This window comes from Synechococcus sp. CS-197, assembly GCF_025128215.1.
Lineage (GTDB): Bacteria > Cyanobacteriota > Cyanobacteriia > PCC-6307 > Cyanobiaceae > Synechococcus_C.
The window spans coordinates 158561-173882 of the sequence record NZ_JAHLZC010000009.1; the positions used below are offsets into that span (position 1 = coordinate 158561).

A 15322-nucleotide genomic window follows, 5' to 3' on the forward strand; every position below is an offset into this window, starting at 1 on the left:
GTCATGCCCTCGAACCGTCAGCCTCAGCCGACTGGTTCCACAGAGCATGACCAACAACTGGCCCCTTCTGCCGCGGTGCAGGAGGGGTTTTTTCATGATTCAGGCTCACAACAGAGTGAGCAATCAGCAAGAAAACGGGGACAAAAACGGCGCTTCGGCGCCGCTGGCCTGCTGAATGTGCTGATCACCAATGCTGTGCTGCAGATTCTGCTGGCCAGCAACCTAGTGGCCGTCACCATGGCCACTTTGATCAGCCAGGCGATCAACACCGGCCTCGGATATGCCATTTACGGAAAACTTGTTTTCAAAGCCAAAGGGCTGCGTCATCACAGACCGCTGCTTCGCTATTTGTTATTGATGACGGTGATGTGGCTTCTGAATGCTGCAGGGATTGAGGCAGGTGCAGGCGTCGGCATTCAGAAAAATCTTGCCGCTGCCGCACTGATCCCCTGCCTCGCCGTGATATCCTTCGGCGCACAGAAGTATTGGGTGTTCAAGTAGTGAAACTGAGCATCATCATCCCTTGTTACAACGAATCAGCAACCATCCTCTCGTTGATCGACGCCGTCAAACAGTCACCTGTTGCCAACAAAGAAATCATCATCGTGGATGATGGCTCGAGAGACGGGACACGCGACATCCTGAGCACACTGAAGGATCCCGATGTGCGGGTGATCTTTCACAAGATGAACCAAGGCAAGGGCGCTGCACTGCGCACGGGCTTCCAGGAGGCCAGCGGCGATATCTGCATCGTTCAAGACGCAGATCTGGAATACGATCCCCAGGAATTCCCGATCGTGATTCAACCGATTGTGGATGGCAAAGCCGATGTGGTGTTCGGCAGCCGTTTCCAGAGTGGCAGGCCCCATCGCGTGGTGTACTTCTGGCACCGCGTGGGCAATGGCGTGCTCACATTGATGAGCAACTTCTTCACCGATTTGAATTTGTCGGACATGGAGACCTGCTACAAGGCGTTTCGCCGTGAAGTGATTCAAGCGATCAACATTCGCGAAAACCGTTTTGGTTTTGAGCCAGAAGTCACGGCCAAAATCGCAAAGATGAATCTGCGCATCTACGAAGTGGGGATTTCTTATTACGGCCGCACCTACGACGAAGGCAAGAAAATCGGCTGGAAAGATGGCGTGAGAGCGATCTACTGCATTCTCAAATACAATCTTTGGGCTCAACGCTGAAGCACCATGCGCATCACCCGTAACCTGATCACTGGTGGCGCTGGTTTTCTCGGCTCCCACCTCACCGACAGGCTGATGAACGCCGGGGAAGAGGTGATCTGTCTTGACAATTACTTCACGGGTCGCAAAAGCAACATTGCCCAATGGATTGGCCATCCTCGCTTTGAACTGATCCGTCACGATGTGACCGAGCCGATCCGCCTGGAGGTGGACCGCATCTGGCACCTGGCCTGTCCGGCCTCGCCGGTGCACTACCAGTTCAATCCGATCAAAACGGCCAAGACAAGCTTTCTTGGCACTTACAACATGCTCGGCCTTGCGCGCCGGGTGGGCGCACGTTTACTTCTGGCCAGCACCAGCGAGGTGTACGGGGATCCAGAAGTGCATCCCCAACCGGAAAGTTACCGCGGATGTGTGAACACCATCGGCATCCGCAGCTGTTACGACGAAGGCAAACGCATCGCCGAAACCCTCTGCTTCGACTACCAACGCATGCATGGCACGGAAATCCGCGTGATGCGCATTTTCAACACCTACGGGCCGCGCATGCTGCCCGACGACGGACGGGTGGTGAGCAACTTCATCGTTCAAGCGCTGCAAGGACAACCCCTCACTCTCTATGGCGATGGCAGCCAGACCCGCTCCTTCTGCTATGTGGATGATCTGATTGAAGGCATGATCCGCCTGATGAACGGCAACCACACAGGCCCCATCAATATCGGCAATCCGGGTGAGTTCACCATCCGCCAGCTGGCTGAACTGGTGCGCGATCGCATCAATCCCAAGCTCGAACTGATCACAAAACCTCTCCCCCAGGACGATCCACTCCAACGCCAGCCGATCATTGATCTCGCCAGGAAGGAACTTGGCTGGGAGCCGAAGATTGCCCTTCAAGACGGACTGCAACCCACGATCGATTGGTTCAAGCAAAGCCTGAGCAAAGGCTGAACCAATGAACAACAAACAAGTCACGCAAGCAGCTTGCTTTGGGCTGCACTGGCTGCTGATCCCTGCCATCGCAGTAACAATGACATTGTGGCCCACAGTCTCGAGTGGCCTGGAACAACTCCAAACAGATGCAGGAGATACGCTTTTAAACCTTTATTTCCTAGAGCACGCTTACCAACATTTCACGGGATCAACGATTCTCAACCCGGATCAATACTGGTCACCTAACTTTTTCTGGCCAATCAAAAATACTCTGGCCTGGAGCGATCACCTACTGGGACCAAGTGTTCTTTACGGAGCATTCAGGTTTTTACTCGACCCTTACCAAAGCTATGTGGCCTGGCTGAGCCTCACGCTCACCCTCAACTATCTCTCCATCCGGATGGCGGCACAGCGGATTGCACCGACAGCAGCTGCCACTTGGATAAGCATGATTGCCCTGGTAACAGCTTTCAGTCCCGCCATCATCCAACAACTGGGACATCCACAACTTCTCAGCCTCTTCCTCATAGGGCCCATTCTTTGTCTCTGCCACCGCTTGATTCACGAGCCAACAGAGGATTTTGCGATCTCATCATGGTTAAGCCTGGCTTCCTGGTTGCTTGCGATCGGCTTCTTTAATATCTACATCTGCGTCTACGCGTGTTATGGCACATTGATATGCGCTTTGACCCATCTCGGCAGGCGACTCAAAATCAAAAATTTGATCATCAAAAACGGTAAAAACTTAACCCGAAATGCATTCGCTCTTGCCTCAATTATCGGAACAAATTTAGTCATTTATTGGCCCTACCTGCAAACGCTCAAAACGTTCGGAAAACGGCCTGGCGAGGAAATTCTCACGAATCTGCCAAAACCATTGAGCTACTTCTACAGCAGCAATTTCTGGTTGTTGCAAGCACCCTGGAGTCCTGACAATCCACCCCCAGCCATGGTTTACGGAGCTGAGCAGGAGCTGTTTCCTGGCTGGATCGTCCTCATTTTGCTGGCAGCAGCAATTATCACATCGTTCCGCAAGAGCCAAACTGCAAAGAATGGTTTGCGGCCATGGCTTTGGGTGATCGCAGCCATGGTTCTGTTCAGCCTCTCGTGGGGTGGGTTCAGCGCCTGGCCTCTGATCAGCAAGCTCCTGCCCGGGGCAAGTTCACTGAGGGCATCCAGCAGGGTTGCCATGATGATCATTCTTTTTGCATCTCCTGCGCTGGCGCTGGCATCGCAACACTGGCATCACAAACTCAATCAAACCAAAGCAACATTGGCTGGGATTCTGGCCATGACCGGAAGCTTTGCGGGGATCTGGGCCATTGGTCAACCATCCTTCTCGCTACAGCAGTGGAAGAAAGAACTGAATGCTCTCTCTTCATCGCTGAACAACAGCGAGTGCTCTGTGTTCTGGTACCAATGGAGCGATCAACCGCCATGGCGCGCACAAGTGTTGGCGATGCATGCCCAACGACGCACAGGCATCCCCACAGCCAATGGGTACAGCGGACACTTTCCACGAGAGCAATGGCCCTTCACCAATCCATCTGGGCACAACGCATTCCAATGGATTGAGCGCGCCGGTTATCGAGACCACCACGAAACACGAGAGCTCACCAATCCCAAGAGCTGGTGTGTCGCAACGCGAACAGCAGACGGCGACATCTCACTCAGGGATCCTGCAGACATCGTTGCGATCACAATTAAAGACGTGACGAACATTCTCTACACCAACAACGAGTTCTCGCTTGGCTCCAAGCATCGCAATCTCTATTTAAAGGCAGACGACCAAACCAACAAATCACGCTGGCTTCTCCTCACTCGAGACAACAACGCCATAGCGTCGGACCGGGGTGACTACAAAATCACCCAGATCAGTCAGCCAGACCCCCTCGAGTCCACCGTTTTAATCACCGATCGCAATGTCAAACAAGGAATTCAATACGTCTGGGTGGTTAACAGCAAAACAGGTGAATTCCTAAGTCAAACAATGGAGGCCTACCCGAAGCCATAGTCTTCGCTTTCAGCACTCCAAAACCATCAAGACTCCTTCTCCATCTTCACCCCAGCCAGATCAGCAGCTCCGCTCTTGGTCTCAAGAACCTTTTCGAGACCCTCGAGATCCTCATCGGTGATTTTGGTCTGCATCGGGCAGTGCTTCGGTCCGCACATCGAGCAGAACTCGGCCTGCTTGTAAATGTCGGCCGGCAGGGTTTCGTCGTGATACTCCTTGGCGCGCTCGGGATCGAGTGACAACTCAAACTGCTTGTTCCAGTCGAAGTTGTACCGGGCACGGCTGAGTTCATCGTCGCGGTCACGGGCACCGGGACGATGGCGGGCAATATCAGCCGCATGGGCCGCGATCTTGTAGGCGATCAGGCCTTCGCGCACGTCTTCTGCGTTGGGCAGACCGAGGTGCTCCTTGGGAGTCACATAGCAGAGCATCGCCGTGCCGTGCCAACCGGCCATCGCCGCACCGATCGCTGAGGTGATGTGGTCGTAACCGGGGGCGATATCGGTGACCAGGGGACCCAGCACGTAGAAGGGCGCCTCGCTGCACTCCTCCATCTGCTTCTTCACGTTGAATTCGATCTGGTCCAAGGGCACGTGGCCCGGACCCTCCACCATCACCTGCACGTCGTGGGCCCAGGCCCGGCGGGTCAGCTCACCCAGGGTCTTGAGCTCAGCCAGCTGGGCCGCATCCGAAGCGTCGTGCTGGCAGCCAGGGCGCAGGGAATCACCGAGGGAGAAGGTGCAGTCGTAGCGCTTGAAGATCTCGCAGATGTCGTCAAAGCGCGTGAACAGGGGGTTCTGGCGGTGGTGATAGAGCATCCATTGGGCCAGGATGCCGCCGCCTCGGCTCACGATGCCGGTGAGACGCCCCTTCACCTTAGGCAGGTGCTCAATCAGCAAACCGGCGTGGATGGTCTGGTAATCAACGCCCTGCTGACAGTGCTTCTCGATGATGTGCAGGAAATCGTCCTCATCGAGCTTCTCGATCGAGCCGTGCACGCTCTCGAGGGCCTGATACACGGGCACCGTGCCGATCGGCACCGGTGAGGCGTCAATGATCGCTGTGCGCACCTCATCGAGGTTCACACCGCCGGTGGAGAGGTCCATCACCGTGTCGGCGCCGTACTTCACCGCCAACTTCAGTTTGTTCACCTCTTCGGCCGCATCGGAGGCATTGGGGGAGGCGCCGATGTTGGCGTTCACCTTGCACTTGCTGGCGATGCCGATCGCCATCGGCTCCAAACCGGTGTGGTTGATGTTGGCCGGGATGATCATGCGGCCCCGGGCCACCTCCTCCATCACCAACGATTCGGGCAGATTCTCACGCTTGGCCACGTAGGCCATCTCTTCCGTCACCACGCCCTGGCGGGCGAAGTGCATCTGAGACACGTTGGCCTGTCCGCGGCGGGACTCAACCCAGGAAGCGCGCATGATTCGTTCAGCGAGAGAACTGCCAGGAGCCGGCCAACAAACCGCAGATCACGCGCTTTCACTTCCCTGGCGCCGGCATGATCCGGATCAGGTTCGGAGGGTGTGATCTCAGCCCAGGCCGCTCAAGAAAACAGCCGCGGGCACCCCTAGTGGTCTCCAAAAGGTAGCAAGCGCTTGGCAGAGCGGGGGTCACCCCCCCTGCAGACCATTCAATGCCGCTGCCACCACCCGGTGGTCCTGGTCTTGTTGCAAGGGCTGGAGCAAGGCGCGGGCCCGCTCACCAATGGGACCACCCTGCGACTCGCGCACGATCCGCCCGAGAATTTCAGCCCCGCTCACCCGCACCGTGCCATCGCCATCGGCAACGGCGATCTCGGCCAGTTCCAACAGCCAGGCCAGGTTGATCTGCGCTTGCTCCGCCAGGCCGGAGAGGATGCTGCAGCGCACCAGCCAGGCGTCGTCGGCTGCAAACGCAGCACGCAGCAACGGCCAGGACCGCTCCACGCCGTAGCTCACCAGGGCATTGGCGGCCTCGGCTCTCACGTTGGCGTCCTCATCGCTGCCGAGCAGCGTCTCCAGCACCGCCCAGCCCTGCTCGGTGCGTTTGTAGCCCAAACCACTGCAACTGAGAGAGCGCACCAGAAACGCCTGCTGCTGGGTTCCCAGCACCAGCAGGGGCACCGCCTGCTCATCGCTGCAGAAGCGCAGCTGGGTGAGAGCAGGCATCGCCCGGGTGGGATCCCCGGAGCCAATCGCCTCCCTGAGCACATCGAGGTCGGGCGCGTCCCCTGGGGGGGTCTGGGGGCTGGATGCCATCGGCTCAGGACTCCTCGAAACGACTGCGACGCAAGGCCAGCAACAGCCGATGACGCCGCCGCCGCCGGCCCACCACGGCATGGACCATCAGGCCTGCACCCACAAGGATGGCAGGGAGAGACTGCAACCTGTCGGCACCCTCCCGTTGCAACAGGGCCACCACACCCAGCAACACCAGCAGAGGAGCGGCCAGGGACAGCAGCACATGCAGGCGGGTGCGGGGTGGCCGGTTCATGCCGGAGGCTCCCAGGCCAGAAGCGCCGCCGTCAGCACCCGAATGCCCACCGCCAAACAGGCCTCATCAGGAAGAAAGTGGCCGTTGTGCAGCGGTGCGCAGCCCTCAGGCCCGGCCACCCCCAAACGGAACATCGTGCCGGGCACACCCTTGAGCAGCTCAGCAAAATCCTCAGCCCCCAGGGAGGGCTGCTCCAGCCGCATCACCTGGGTCGCCCCCAGCTGCTCGATGGCGCAGCGCTCCAGCAGAGCCGTGAGCTCCGCGTCGTTGTGCACCGGAGGGGAGATGCAGCGGTAGTGCACCCGGGCTGTGGCACCGAAACCCGCGCACAGGGCCTGCACGGTGTCTTCGATCCAGGCGGGCAAACGGTCGTGCACATCCGTGCAGAGACAGCGCACCGTGCCCAGCAGACGCACCCGATCAGCGATCACATTGAAGGCCTTCCCCCCTTCGATACGCCCGAAACTCACCACCACCGGATGCAGGGCATCGAGCCGGCGGCTGATCGCTTCCTGCAAGCCGGTCACCACCCGCGACGCGATCCAGATCGCATCCACCGATTGATGCGGACGGGCGCCATGCCCGCCCTCGCCAATCACTTCGATCTCCAATTCACCCGCCGCGGCCGTCAGGCTGCCGCTGCGCACGCCAATGCTCCCCGCCGGCAGGGACGGAAACACGTGCACACCGAACAAGCCGTTGAGGCCGTCGGTGGCACCGGCATCCCGCATCCAGCGGGCACCTTGGGCCAGCTCTTCGGCGGGCTGGAACAGCAGGCGCAGGCCCACGGGCCGCTCGGGCTCAGCGGCCAGCAGCCGGGCGACGCCCAGACCGATGGTGCTGTGCAGGTCGTGGCCGCAGGCGTGCATCACCCCCTGGCGCAAGGAGGCGTACGGCAGGCCCGTGCGCTCCTCCACCGGCAGGGCGTCCATGTCCACCCGCAACCCCAGCTTGGGCCCCTGCTCCGGCCCGAGATCCGCCACCACACCAGTGCGACCGACACCCTCACGCACCCGCCAGCCGGCCTCCCGCAAGGCACCGGCCAACAAAGCGGCGGTGTGATGTTCTTCGCCGCTGAGCTCAGGGTGGGCATGCAGATGGCGGCGGAACGCGATCAACTCCGGCAGCATCGCCTCGAGGCGCTCGGTCCAGGGCTGGGTAGGGGTCATGACACCTCCAGGGCAAGAAAACGCTCGAGATCGGCAATCGGTGTGGGCGGCCAGCGCCGCACCTGGGCCAGCCAGGCCGAATCGCGGTAGCTGGGATCCAATCCGGCCGCTGCCGCCCAATGGCTTTCGGCTTCACCGCGGGAGCCCTGCCGCCAGAGCAAAGCACTGAGGGCGGCGCGGGCATCAGCAAACAGGGGATAGCGGCGGATCAGATTGCGCAGCTGACGCTCAGCTTCGGCAAGATCCTCGAGCTGATAAAGGGCCAAGGCGTCACTGGAGCGGGCCATGGCAAACCCCGGGCGGGCATCGGCGGCCTGGCGATACAAACGCTGGGCTTCGGCCCAGTCGCCTTCAGACCCCCGCACATTGCCCAGGTTGTAAAGCGCCGAAGCATCAAGGGGATCGCGCTGGAGGATCCAGTCGTAATCCGCCGCGGCCTCAGGCCAACGCTGCAAGGCTTCCTCAGCGGTGCCCCGATTGAGATGGGGATCGGCATCGTCCGGTGCCAGGTCGATCGAGCGGGTCTGATCGGCGATCGCCCCCTCGGGGTCCCCCAACATCAAGCGGATGTTGCCGCGGTTGCTCCAGGCGGCAGCATCGCGAGGCGCCAGCTCCAGCACCTGATCCCAGAGAGGCAGCGCTGCCTGCGGGTCGCCCTGGCGGCTCAGGCTCAAGGCCTGCTCAAACAAGCGCGGCAGGTCGTTCGCCTGCGGGTCGCCTGCTGCCATCACTGGCCAAGGGAGTATCAACAGGGTGAGCAGCACCAGCACAGTCAAGCCGTGGCGTAATCCCGTCATGCCGCCTGCTCCTGGGGGTATGGCCAACCGAGATGACCCCGCCCCGCGGCGGTCACCACCCGGCCTCGGGGGGTGCGCTGCAGAAACCCGAGCTGCAGCAGATAGGGCTCCACCACCGACTCCAGGGTGGCCGGATCCTCACCCAGGGCAGCCGCCAGTGTGTCGAGGCCGGCAGGACCACCGCCATGGGACTGCAGCAACAGCTCCATCAGGCGGCGATCACTGGCATCCAAGCCGCGACCATCGACGCGATGCAGGGTGAGGGCTTCATCCACGAGGGCCTGATCAATGCGGCCCGCGCAGGCCCGCACGCAGGCCACGTCGCGCACCCGGCGCAGCAGGCGGTTGGCGATGCGGGGGGTGCCCCGGCAGCGGCGGGCAATCTCCGTGCAGGCCGCCGCACTGAGGTCGAGATCAAGGAGACCGGCGGCCCGTTCCACGATGGCCTGCAGATCCTCCAGGCCGTAAAACTCGAGCCGTTGAATCAGCCCGAAGCGATCGCGCAACGGCGAGCTCAAGGCACCGGCCCGGGTGGTCGCTCCCACCAGCGTGAAAGGCGGCAGGTCGAGGGCGCGGGTGCGCGCCGTGCTGCCCTTGCCCACGGTGAGATCCAGGCGGCGGTCTTCCATGGCCGGGTAGAGCAGCTCTTCGGCCACCCGGCTGAGCCTGTGGATCTCATCGATGAACAACAGATCCTTGGGCTGCAGGGTCACCAGCAACCCCACGATGTCGCGGGGGCGCTCCAGGGCCGGTGCACTGGTGATCCGGCAGGTCACCCCCAGCTCTTCGGCGAGCACCATGGCCATGGTGGTTTTGCCCAGGCCGGGCGGGCCGTAGAGCAGCACGTGATCGAGGGCCTCGCCGCGGCCGACGGCCGCCTGCACGGCAATGCCCAACACCTGCTTCAGCTCGCGCTGACCGATGTAATCCGCCAGCCGCTTGGGCCGCAGGCTGTCCTCCTTGGCCCCAACCCGGCCGGGATCGCGATCATCTTCGGCCTGCCGGGCCCCATCCACCACGCGATTGGGGACGCGATCCGGACCGCGATCTGGCCGAGGACGCTGGGATGCGGCGTTGGAGGAAACGATCGCCATGATGGAAGGGTACCGACCCCTGGATAGGGTCGGGGAATCAAGCGGCTGAGAGGCCTGAAGGGGGATGGCCAAAGGAGGAGGCAAGAAGAGTGCCGCTGCGGCGCGCGCCGCAGCCAACCGGCTGCTGGCGGATAACCGCCTGGCCCGGCATCAGTACGACATCCTTGAAACCCTGGAAACCGGCATCGAACTGGTGGGCACCGAGGTGAAATCGATCCGGGCCGGACAGGCCAACCTGCGCGACGGGTTTTGCCTGATCCGCAACGGAGAGCTGCAGCTGCACAACGTGCACATCTCCCCCCACACCCATGCCAGCGGCTACTTCAACCACGACCCGCTGCGGGTGCGGCGCCTGCTGGCGCACCGGCGCGAGATCGACAAACTGCGCGGCCAGCTGGATCAGAAAGGACTGACGCTGATCCCCCTGAACCTGCACCTGCAGGGCTCCTGGATCAAACTCACCCTGGGACTGGGCAAGGGGCGCAAACTCCACGACAAGCGCGCCGCCGAAAAAGACAAACAGATCAAGAAAGAAACGCGTGCAGCACTGTCGCGTTACTGATTCGTCACGAGAGCGAAACTAGTTCGTGTCAGGGGCGGGCGGCTGCCCATCTTCATCCACCCCTGACGGGATCTCCTCCGCAGCCGGTGGCTCCTCCACCCCGGCCGGCTTCGGCCCCGGCGGCTCCGGCAAGGCTTCCACGGGCCCCTCGGCCCCGGTGGCCGGATCGGGGATGGGATCGGGATCCACTGCAGGCAGGGGCTTGGGCTCCGGGAGATCCGCCCGGCAGGACAAGGTGAGCAACCCGGAAGACACGCCGTCATTGGTGACCAACACCTGCACCGGCGATCCGGCGTCTTCCGTGAGGGTCACCACCCGCAAGGGTCCGCGATCCGCCGCCACCTCCCCGTCGGCGCCGTACACCGTCATCTGCATCAGCGGTGTGCCGTTGATGCCCAGTACCAAGCGCCGGCCGGCGGGAACGCTGATCGAAATCAAACGCGCTCCGCCCGCAGACACCCGGCTCGAGAGCACGGTGGGCACCCCTGCCCGGGCTTTCACCGCTTCGATGCGCACATCCTCCAGACTGCGCAATGCGGCCGCGAACCACAGCTGCCGGAACGGTTCCGGCGGCTTCACCCCGGTGGCCACACCGGGCAGGAGCGTCTGCGCCGACGCACTCACCAACTGCTCCACCACCCGCACATTCACCCCCTGCTGCACCAGCGCCTGGCGCTGCTTCTGCCAGTCGGCATCCTTGAGCCGGCCCAGTCGGGCGCGCAGCATCGGCGGCAGCTGCTCCACCCGGGCCAGCCATTCCTCCGCCAGCTCGTTCCAGACCCGCCGGAGCGGGGCATCCTCCAGGGAATCGCTGGGCAAGCGGCCATTGCGTTCCGGGAAGCGAGCCAGCAGGCTGGCATCCACCAGCTGAAGGAACCAGCTGCGATCCACTTGCAAGGCCCTCAGGCGGCTCAACAGTTGCTGGCGTTGATCCACCTCCGCGGGGGGAAGGCTGGCTGCAGGGGAGCGACCGATCACATCCCGCTCCGTGGATGGCGCACCGGCGGGGGGCTTGCCGCGACTGAGCAGGAACCATCCGATCGCCGTACCCACCAGCGCAGACACCAACAGGGCGCCCACCACCGGCCAAAGCCGGCCCTCGGCGGCCTGCTGACGCTGTTCCGCACGGGGGCGGGGCCGCTCGGACGCGTCCGAAGCCGCAGCGAGAGGCGGCAGGTCTGGCGACGGAGGCGCCGCCTGGGGTTCGGCGACCACCACCGGCGCCAGCACCAGGGTGCGGTCCGCCCGCGGCTGGGGGCCGGTGGACTCGGGCATGGTGACCCGCTGCAACGCTTTGAGCGCCTCGCTGGCGGTGGCAAAGCGCCGATCCCCCTGCTCCGACAGCAGGCGTTCCAGCACCGTGCGGTAGGGCGACTCCAGATCCAGATCCGCCGGCAGCAACCAGTCGTCAGCCTCCGACGCCAGCAGCTGTTCAGGAGGACGGCCGCTGAGCAGGGTGAGGGCGGTGACCCCCAGGGCGTGCAGATCCATCCAGGGCGCAGCGGGCTCCTGCCGCCCCTGGGCGCGGGGGGCATAGGCCGCCGACGCCCCTGGGATCGGCTGCTCACCGCTGCGCTGCAGCAAGCCGAAGTCGATCAACACCGGCAGACCGTCCTGGTCGCGCCGGAGCAGATTGCGGGGGTTGAGATCACCATGCACCAGCTGCTGGCCGTGCAGCACAGCGAGGGGCGGCAGCAGTTGGCGCAGCAGCAGCAACACTTCGCCTGGCCCGAACACCAGCTGCCGCTCCAGACGCTGCGCCTGGATCTGCAGCAGGCTGGAGCCCTCCTGCCATTCGCGCACCAGCCAGAGGCAGCCCTGCTCCTCGAGCAAGCCGCCGAAGCGGGGGATCTGGGGGTGCAGCACCGACTGCATCGCCGGCCACAACCCACGGATGCGCTCAGAAGCCTGGGCATCCCGGAGCTGACGCACCGCCACTGGCGCACTGGCGGCCATCTGATCGGCCGCACACCAGAGCGTTCCCTGGGGATGATCTGGATCCGCAGACAGGCAGCGATCCAGGCGGTACCGGTCAGCCAGCAGGGTGCCGATCACAACGTGGAGGCGGTAGTGGGCTGAATGGTAGGGGCAGTGTCCTGCAGACACCGGGATGGGGAGCCCCTAAGGTCACCGCCGATGCGCCCAACCGCCATGGCTTCCGGCACGCTTCTGAACCGGCTGATGGCCGTGCGGCATGCCAGCGAAGCCCTGATCGAGCCGCTGGACACCGAAGACCTCAACCTTCAGGGCATGGCCGATGCCAGCCCGCCCAAATGGCATCTGGCCCACACCACCTGGTTCTTTGAAACGTTTGTGCTCCGGCCCTACCAGCCGGACTACGAGCCGGCCGACGCCCGCTGGAGCTACCTGTTCAACTCCTATTACGAAGCCGTCGGTCCCCGCCAACCCCGTCCCCAGCGCGGCCTGCTGAGCCGGCCGCCGATGCGGGAGGTGAGCGCCTGGCGGAGCCGGGTGAACGCGGCCCTCGAACGCCTGCTGGAGAGCAGCGGCGACGCCCCCTGGCTCGAGCTGGTCGAGCTGGGGCTGCAGCACGAGCAGCAGCATCAGGAGCTGATGCTGATGGATCTACTCGACGGCTTCAGCCGCCAACCGCTCGAACCGGCCTACCGCGCGGACTGGCGGGAGCCCGCATCAAACGGCAGCGATGACCACAACACCAGCTGGCTGGCCTGCCCGGGCGGCCTGGTGGAGGTGGGGCATGCCGGATCCAGCTTCCACTTCGACAACGAAACCCCCCGGCACCGGGTGTGGCTCGACCCGTTCCAGATCGCCGATCGCCTCGTGACCAACGGCGACTATCTGCAGTTCATCCACGCAGGCGGCTACCAACGCCCCGAGTTCTGGATGAGTGAGGGCTGGGCGGAATGCTGCCAACGGGGTTGGCAGGCCCCCCGCTACTGGCGCGGGGATCGCGCCGGCGAAGGACCCTGGCGTTGGGAGTTCACCCTGGGAGGACGCTGCCCCCTGGCGGAGCACAGACCGGTGCGCCACCTCAGCTGGTTTGAAGCGGATGCCTACGCCCGCTGGGCCGGGGCTCGCCTTCCCAGCGAGGCGGAATGGGAACTGGCCAGCCGCACCTTCGGCGAGCAGTTGCTGCAAAGCCATGGTGAGCTCTGGCAGTGGACGTCGAGCCCCTACCGCCCGTACCCCGGCTTCCAGGCAGCCAGCGGTGCGGTAGGCGAATACAACGGCAAGTTCATGACCTCCCAGTTCGTGCTGCGGGGCAGCAGTCAGCTCACACCCAGGGGCCATTCCCGCGACACTTATCGCAACTTCTTTCCACCGGCCAGTCGCTGGATGGCGGCCGGCCTGCGCCTGGCCCGATGACCACGCTCACGCCATCGAAACCGGAACTGATCGACCTGCATCCGCCAGCGGCGGACATGCTGCGGCTCGTGCGCCAGGGCCTGCAGCAGGAGCCTCGCCAGCTCCCGGCTTGGTTCCTGTACGACGCGGAAGGCTCACGCCTGTTTGATCAGATCTGCGAGCAGCCCGAATACAGCCTCACGCGCACGGAAATTGGGCTGCTGGAGCATTCGGCTGCCGAGATCGCCGCTGCCCTCGGCGCGGGGGTGATCGTGGAGTTCGGCGCTGGCAGTGCCCGCAAGGTCGGCACCCTGCTCAACGCCCTCCAACCCTCGGCCTATGTGGCCCTCGACATCAGCGCCGACCATCTGCGCCAGGCCACAGCCGACCTGCAGACGCGCCACCCCAGCGTGCCCATGCTCGGCATCTGCTGCGATCACAGCGCCCTGACAGCTCTGCCGGAGCATCCTCTGCTGCAGGGCCAGCGCCGCATCGGCTTTTTTCCTGGAAGCTCCCTGGGCAATTTCACCCGCCCGGAGGCGGTTGCGCTGCTGCGGCGCTTCCGCCAGCTGCTCAATGGCGGGCCCCTGCTCCTTGGCCTGGATCAACCCAAGACACCCGAACGGCTCGAGGCCGCCTACAACGATGCCGCCGGCGTCTCCGCCGCCTTTGCCCGCAACCTGCTCCATCGGCTGAACAGCGAACTGGGGGCCACGTTCGACCCCGAGCGGTTCCACTACGACGCGCTTTGGCAGGCCGCCGAGCACCGGGTGCGCATGGCCCTGGTGAGCCAGGAGCCTCAGTCGGTGTCGATCGCCGGTGAGTGTTGGCAATTCGCAGCAGGCCAACCGCTGGTCACCGAGTACAGCGTGAAATACACCCCGGCCATGGCCCGCGATCTGGCCGCGGAAGCGGGCTGGTGTTGGCGGCAGCGCTGGCACGACCCGGCCGACGATCTCTCCCTGCACTGGCTGGACGCGGCAGACTGAGCCCAGCAGTGAAGTGGGACACCGCCATGGGTCGAGAAGAGCAACGGCGCACGGTGCGGTTGCAGCGGGAATCGCTGATGGAGGAGCTCGAGGCGGTGTACCAGCAGGCCTTCGAACGGCTCGGTGGTCTGGAGCTCGGGGAGGGGTCGGTGGCTCGGCTCACCCAGCTGCTGCTGCGCTCGCGGGATGGGGCCATCACCCCGCTGCAGGAGGAGATCGAAGCGCCGCTGATTACACGGGCTCCGGATGCAGCCGTCAGTGAGGCTGCGGACTGATGGCTCCGACCTGGCTGGATCAGCTGGAACGCAACCTGGAGGATCGGCTCAATGCCTTTCTTCGGGCCAACCCGGATCAGGATCGCTTGCTGCGCGAACAGCATCTGCAAGACCGCCAGCAGGACCTGAACCGTCGTCGCGATCAGATGCAGAGTCAGGCCAAGGACCTGCGCCGGCGGCTGTTATCCCTGGCGGAACAGGTGCAGGCCTGGAGTGAGCGCAGCCGCAAGGCCCGCGCGGCAGGGGCAGAGGATCTGGCCGAACGGGCTGACCATCACGTGCAAACGCTGATGGAGCAGGGCCGGGATCTCTGGAGTGAACTGGAGACGCTGGGCTGCGCTTTTCAAGGCCTCGACCAGCAGATCAGCGATCTCCGCCAACAGGCAACCCAACAAAACCAAGGACGCAGCCTGGATGAAGACTGGGCCCTGTTTGAAGCCAGACAGGAACTGGAGGAGCTGCGGCGCCGGCAAGGGCTCGACTGACCGCAG

At 63.4% G+C, this 15322-nt stretch carries 16 protein-coding genes and 1 riboswitch; of the genes, 9 read left to right on the plus strand and 7 right to left on the minus strand.

The features are described from left to right. Positions 1-3: 3 nt before the first annotated feature. Genes KQ296_RS03135 through KQ296_RS03150 form a run of 4 tightly spaced genes read left to right on the plus strand, consistent with a single transcriptional unit; the run spans position 4 to position 4137 of the window. Positions 4-501 (plus strand): GtrA family protein, encoded by a 498-nt coding sequence (locus KQ296_RS03135; RefSeq protein WP_259726328.1) that lies wholly within the window; start codon positions 4-6, stop codon positions 499-501. Next, a complete protein-coding gene (locus KQ296_RS03140; RefSeq protein ID WP_011932125.1) occupies positions 501-1193 on the plus strand; it encodes a glycosyltransferase family 2 protein in 693 nt (230 codons plus the stop codon). Before KQ296_RS03135 ends, KQ296_RS03140 begins: the two co-directional genes overlap by 1 nt. Before the next feature lie 6 nt (positions 1194-1199). Continuing rightward, positions 1200-2141, plus strand: coding sequence for a UDP-glucuronic acid decarboxylase family protein (locus KQ296_RS03145; protein ID WP_011932124.1), 942 nt, complete (start codon positions 1200-1202; stop codon positions 2139-2141). Between the two features lie 4 nt (positions 2142-2145). Then, positions 2146-4137, plus strand: coding sequence for a hypothetical protein (locus tag KQ296_RS03150; RefSeq protein ID WP_011932123.1), 1992 nt, complete (start codon positions 2146-2148; stop codon positions 4135-4137). 26 nt (positions 4138-4163) lie between these two features. On the opposite strand, the gene thiC is transcribed toward KQ296_RS03150, so the two are convergent. The 6 genes from thiC to ruvB form a co-directional block, all read right to left on the minus strand. Next, positions 4164-5567 (minus strand): phosphomethylpyrimidine synthase ThiC, encoded by a 1404-nt coding sequence (gene thiC / locus KQ296_RS03155; RefSeq protein ID WP_011932122.1) that lies wholly within the window; start codon positions 5565-5567, stop codon positions 4164-4166. A 46-nt stretch (positions 5568-5613) separates the two neighbouring features. Then, a riboswitch (TPP riboswitch) is annotated at positions 5614-5725 on the minus strand. A 31-nt stretch (positions 5726-5756) separates the two neighbouring features. After that, positions 5757-6383, minus strand: a complete 627-nt coding sequence (locus KQ296_RS03160; RefSeq protein ID WP_011932121.1) for a HEAT repeat domain-containing protein — start codon at positions 6381-6383, stop codon at positions 5757-5759. Positions 6384-6387: 4 nt separating this feature from the next. Next, positions 6388-6618: a DUF3188 domain-containing protein gene (locus tag KQ296_RS03165; protein ID WP_011932120.1), complete on the minus strand. Its 231-nt coding sequence runs from the start codon at positions 6616-6618 to the stop codon at positions 6388-6390. Beyond that, a complete protein-coding gene (locus tag KQ296_RS03170) occupies positions 6615-7787 on the minus strand; it encodes an amidohydrolase (RefSeq protein WP_011932119.1) in 1173 nt (390 codons plus the stop codon). Before KQ296_RS03170 ends, KQ296_RS03165 begins: the two co-directional genes overlap by 4 nt. Continuing rightward, positions 7784-8584 (minus strand): tetratricopeptide repeat protein, encoded by an 801-nt coding sequence (locus tag KQ296_RS03175; RefSeq protein WP_011932118.1) that lies wholly within the window; start codon positions 8582-8584, stop codon positions 7784-7786. The genes KQ296_RS03170 and KQ296_RS03175 overlap by 4 nt, the downstream gene beginning before the upstream one ends. Further along, a complete protein-coding gene (gene ruvB / locus KQ296_RS03180) occupies positions 8581-9678 on the minus strand; it encodes a Holliday junction branch migration DNA helicase RuvB (protein ID WP_011932117.1) in 1098 nt (365 codons plus the stop codon). The genes KQ296_RS03175 and ruvB overlap by 4 nt, the downstream gene beginning before the upstream one ends. 64 nt (positions 9679-9742) lie before the next feature. Here ruvB and smpB point away from each other — a divergent pair, with 64 nt between their 5' ends. After that, the gene (gene smpB / locus KQ296_RS03185; protein ID WP_006042526.1) at positions 9743-10240 is read left to right on the plus strand and encodes an SsrA-binding protein SmpB; all 498 of its coding nucleotides are present in this window, start codon (positions 9743-9745) and stop codon (positions 10238-10240) included. 18 nt (positions 10241-10258) lie between these two features. Here smpB and KQ296_RS03190 read toward each other — a convergent pair whose 3' ends face one another. Beyond that, positions 10259-12295 (minus strand): protein kinase domain-containing protein, encoded by a 2037-nt coding sequence (locus KQ296_RS03190; RefSeq protein WP_041428328.1) that lies wholly within the window; start codon positions 12293-12295, stop codon positions 10259-10261. Positions 12296-12391: 96 nt separating this feature from the next. On the opposite strand from KQ296_RS03190, the gene egtB reads away from it, so the two are divergent. From egtB to KQ296_RS03210, 4 genes are read left to right on the plus strand one after another with little or no spacing between them, the layout of a single operon-like run. After that, positions 12392-13588: an ergothioneine biosynthesis protein EgtB gene (egtB, locus tag KQ296_RS03195; protein WP_041428731.1), complete on the plus strand. Its 1197-nt coding sequence runs from the start codon at positions 12392-12394 to the stop codon at positions 13586-13588. Continuing rightward, positions 13585-14556 (plus strand): L-histidine N(alpha)-methyltransferase, encoded by a 972-nt coding sequence (gene egtD / locus KQ296_RS03200; RefSeq protein WP_011932114.1) that lies wholly within the window; start codon positions 13585-13587, stop codon positions 14554-14556. The genes egtB and egtD overlap by 4 nt, the downstream gene beginning before the upstream one ends. Before the next feature lie 26 nt (positions 14557-14582). Continuing rightward, positions 14583-14831 carry a hercynine metabolism small protein gene (locus tag KQ296_RS03205; RefSeq protein WP_011932113.1) on the plus strand — a complete coding sequence of 83 codons (249 nt, stop codon included), beginning with the start codon at positions 14583-14585 and terminating at the stop codon, positions 14829-14831. Next, positions 14831-15316, plus strand: a complete 486-nt coding sequence (locus tag KQ296_RS03210; protein WP_011932112.1) for a hercynine metabolism protein — start codon at positions 14831-14833, stop codon at positions 15314-15316. The genes KQ296_RS03205 and KQ296_RS03210 overlap by 1 nt, the downstream gene beginning before the upstream one ends. Positions 15317-15322: the final 6 nt, after the last annotated feature.

Coding starts and splice junctions, on each gene's coding strand:
- KQ296_RS03135 (WP_259726328.1), top strand. CDS start 4: ATGCCCTCGAACCGTCAGCCTCAGCCGACTGGTTCCACAGAGCATGAC.
- KQ296_RS03145 (WP_011932124.1), top strand. CDS start 1,200: ATGCGCATCACCCGTAACCTGATCACTGGTGGCGCTGGTTTTCTCGGC.
- KQ296_RS03150 (WP_011932123.1), top strand. CDS start 2,146: ATGAACAACAAACAAGTCACGCAAGCAGCTTGCTTTGGGCTGCACTGG.
- thiC (WP_011932122.1), bottom strand. CDS start 5,567: ATGCGCGCTTCCTGGGTTGAGTCCCGCCGCGGACAGGCCAACGTGTCT.
- KQ296_RS03160 (WP_011932121.1), bottom strand. CDS start 6,383: ATGGCATCCAGCCCCCAGACCCCCCCAGGGGACGCGCCCGACCTCGAT.
- KQ296_RS03165 (WP_011932120.1), bottom strand. CDS start 6,618: ATGAACCGGCCACCCCGCACCCGCCTGCATGTGCTGCTGTCCCTGGCC.
- KQ296_RS03170 (WP_011932119.1), bottom strand. CDS start 7,787: ATGACCCCTACCCAGCCCTGGACCGAGCGCCTCGAGGCGATGCTGCCG.
- KQ296_RS03175 (WP_011932118.1), bottom strand. CDS start 8,584: ATGACGGGATTACGCCACGGCTTGACTGTGCTGGTGCTGCTCACCCTG.
- ruvB (WP_011932117.1), bottom strand. CDS start 9,678: ATGGCGATCGTTTCCTCCAACGCCGCATCCCAGCGTCCTCGGCCAGAT.
- smpB (WP_006042526.1), top strand. CDS start 9,743: ATGGCCAAAGGAGGAGGCAAGAAGAGTGCCGCTGCGGCGCGCGCCGCA.
- egtB (WP_041428731.1), top strand. CDS start 12,392: ATGGCTTCCGGCACGCTTCTGAACCGGCTGATGGCCGTGCGGCATGCC.
- egtD (WP_011932114.1), top strand. CDS start 13,585: ATGACCACGCTCACGCCATCGAAACCGGAACTGATCGACCTGCATCCG.
- KQ296_RS03205 (WP_011932113.1), top strand. CDS start 14,583: ATGGGTCGAGAAGAGCAACGGCGCACGGTGCGGTTGCAGCGGGAATCG.
- KQ296_RS03210 (WP_011932112.1), top strand. CDS start 14,831: ATGGCTCCGACCTGGCTGGATCAGCTGGAACGCAACCTGGAGGATCGG.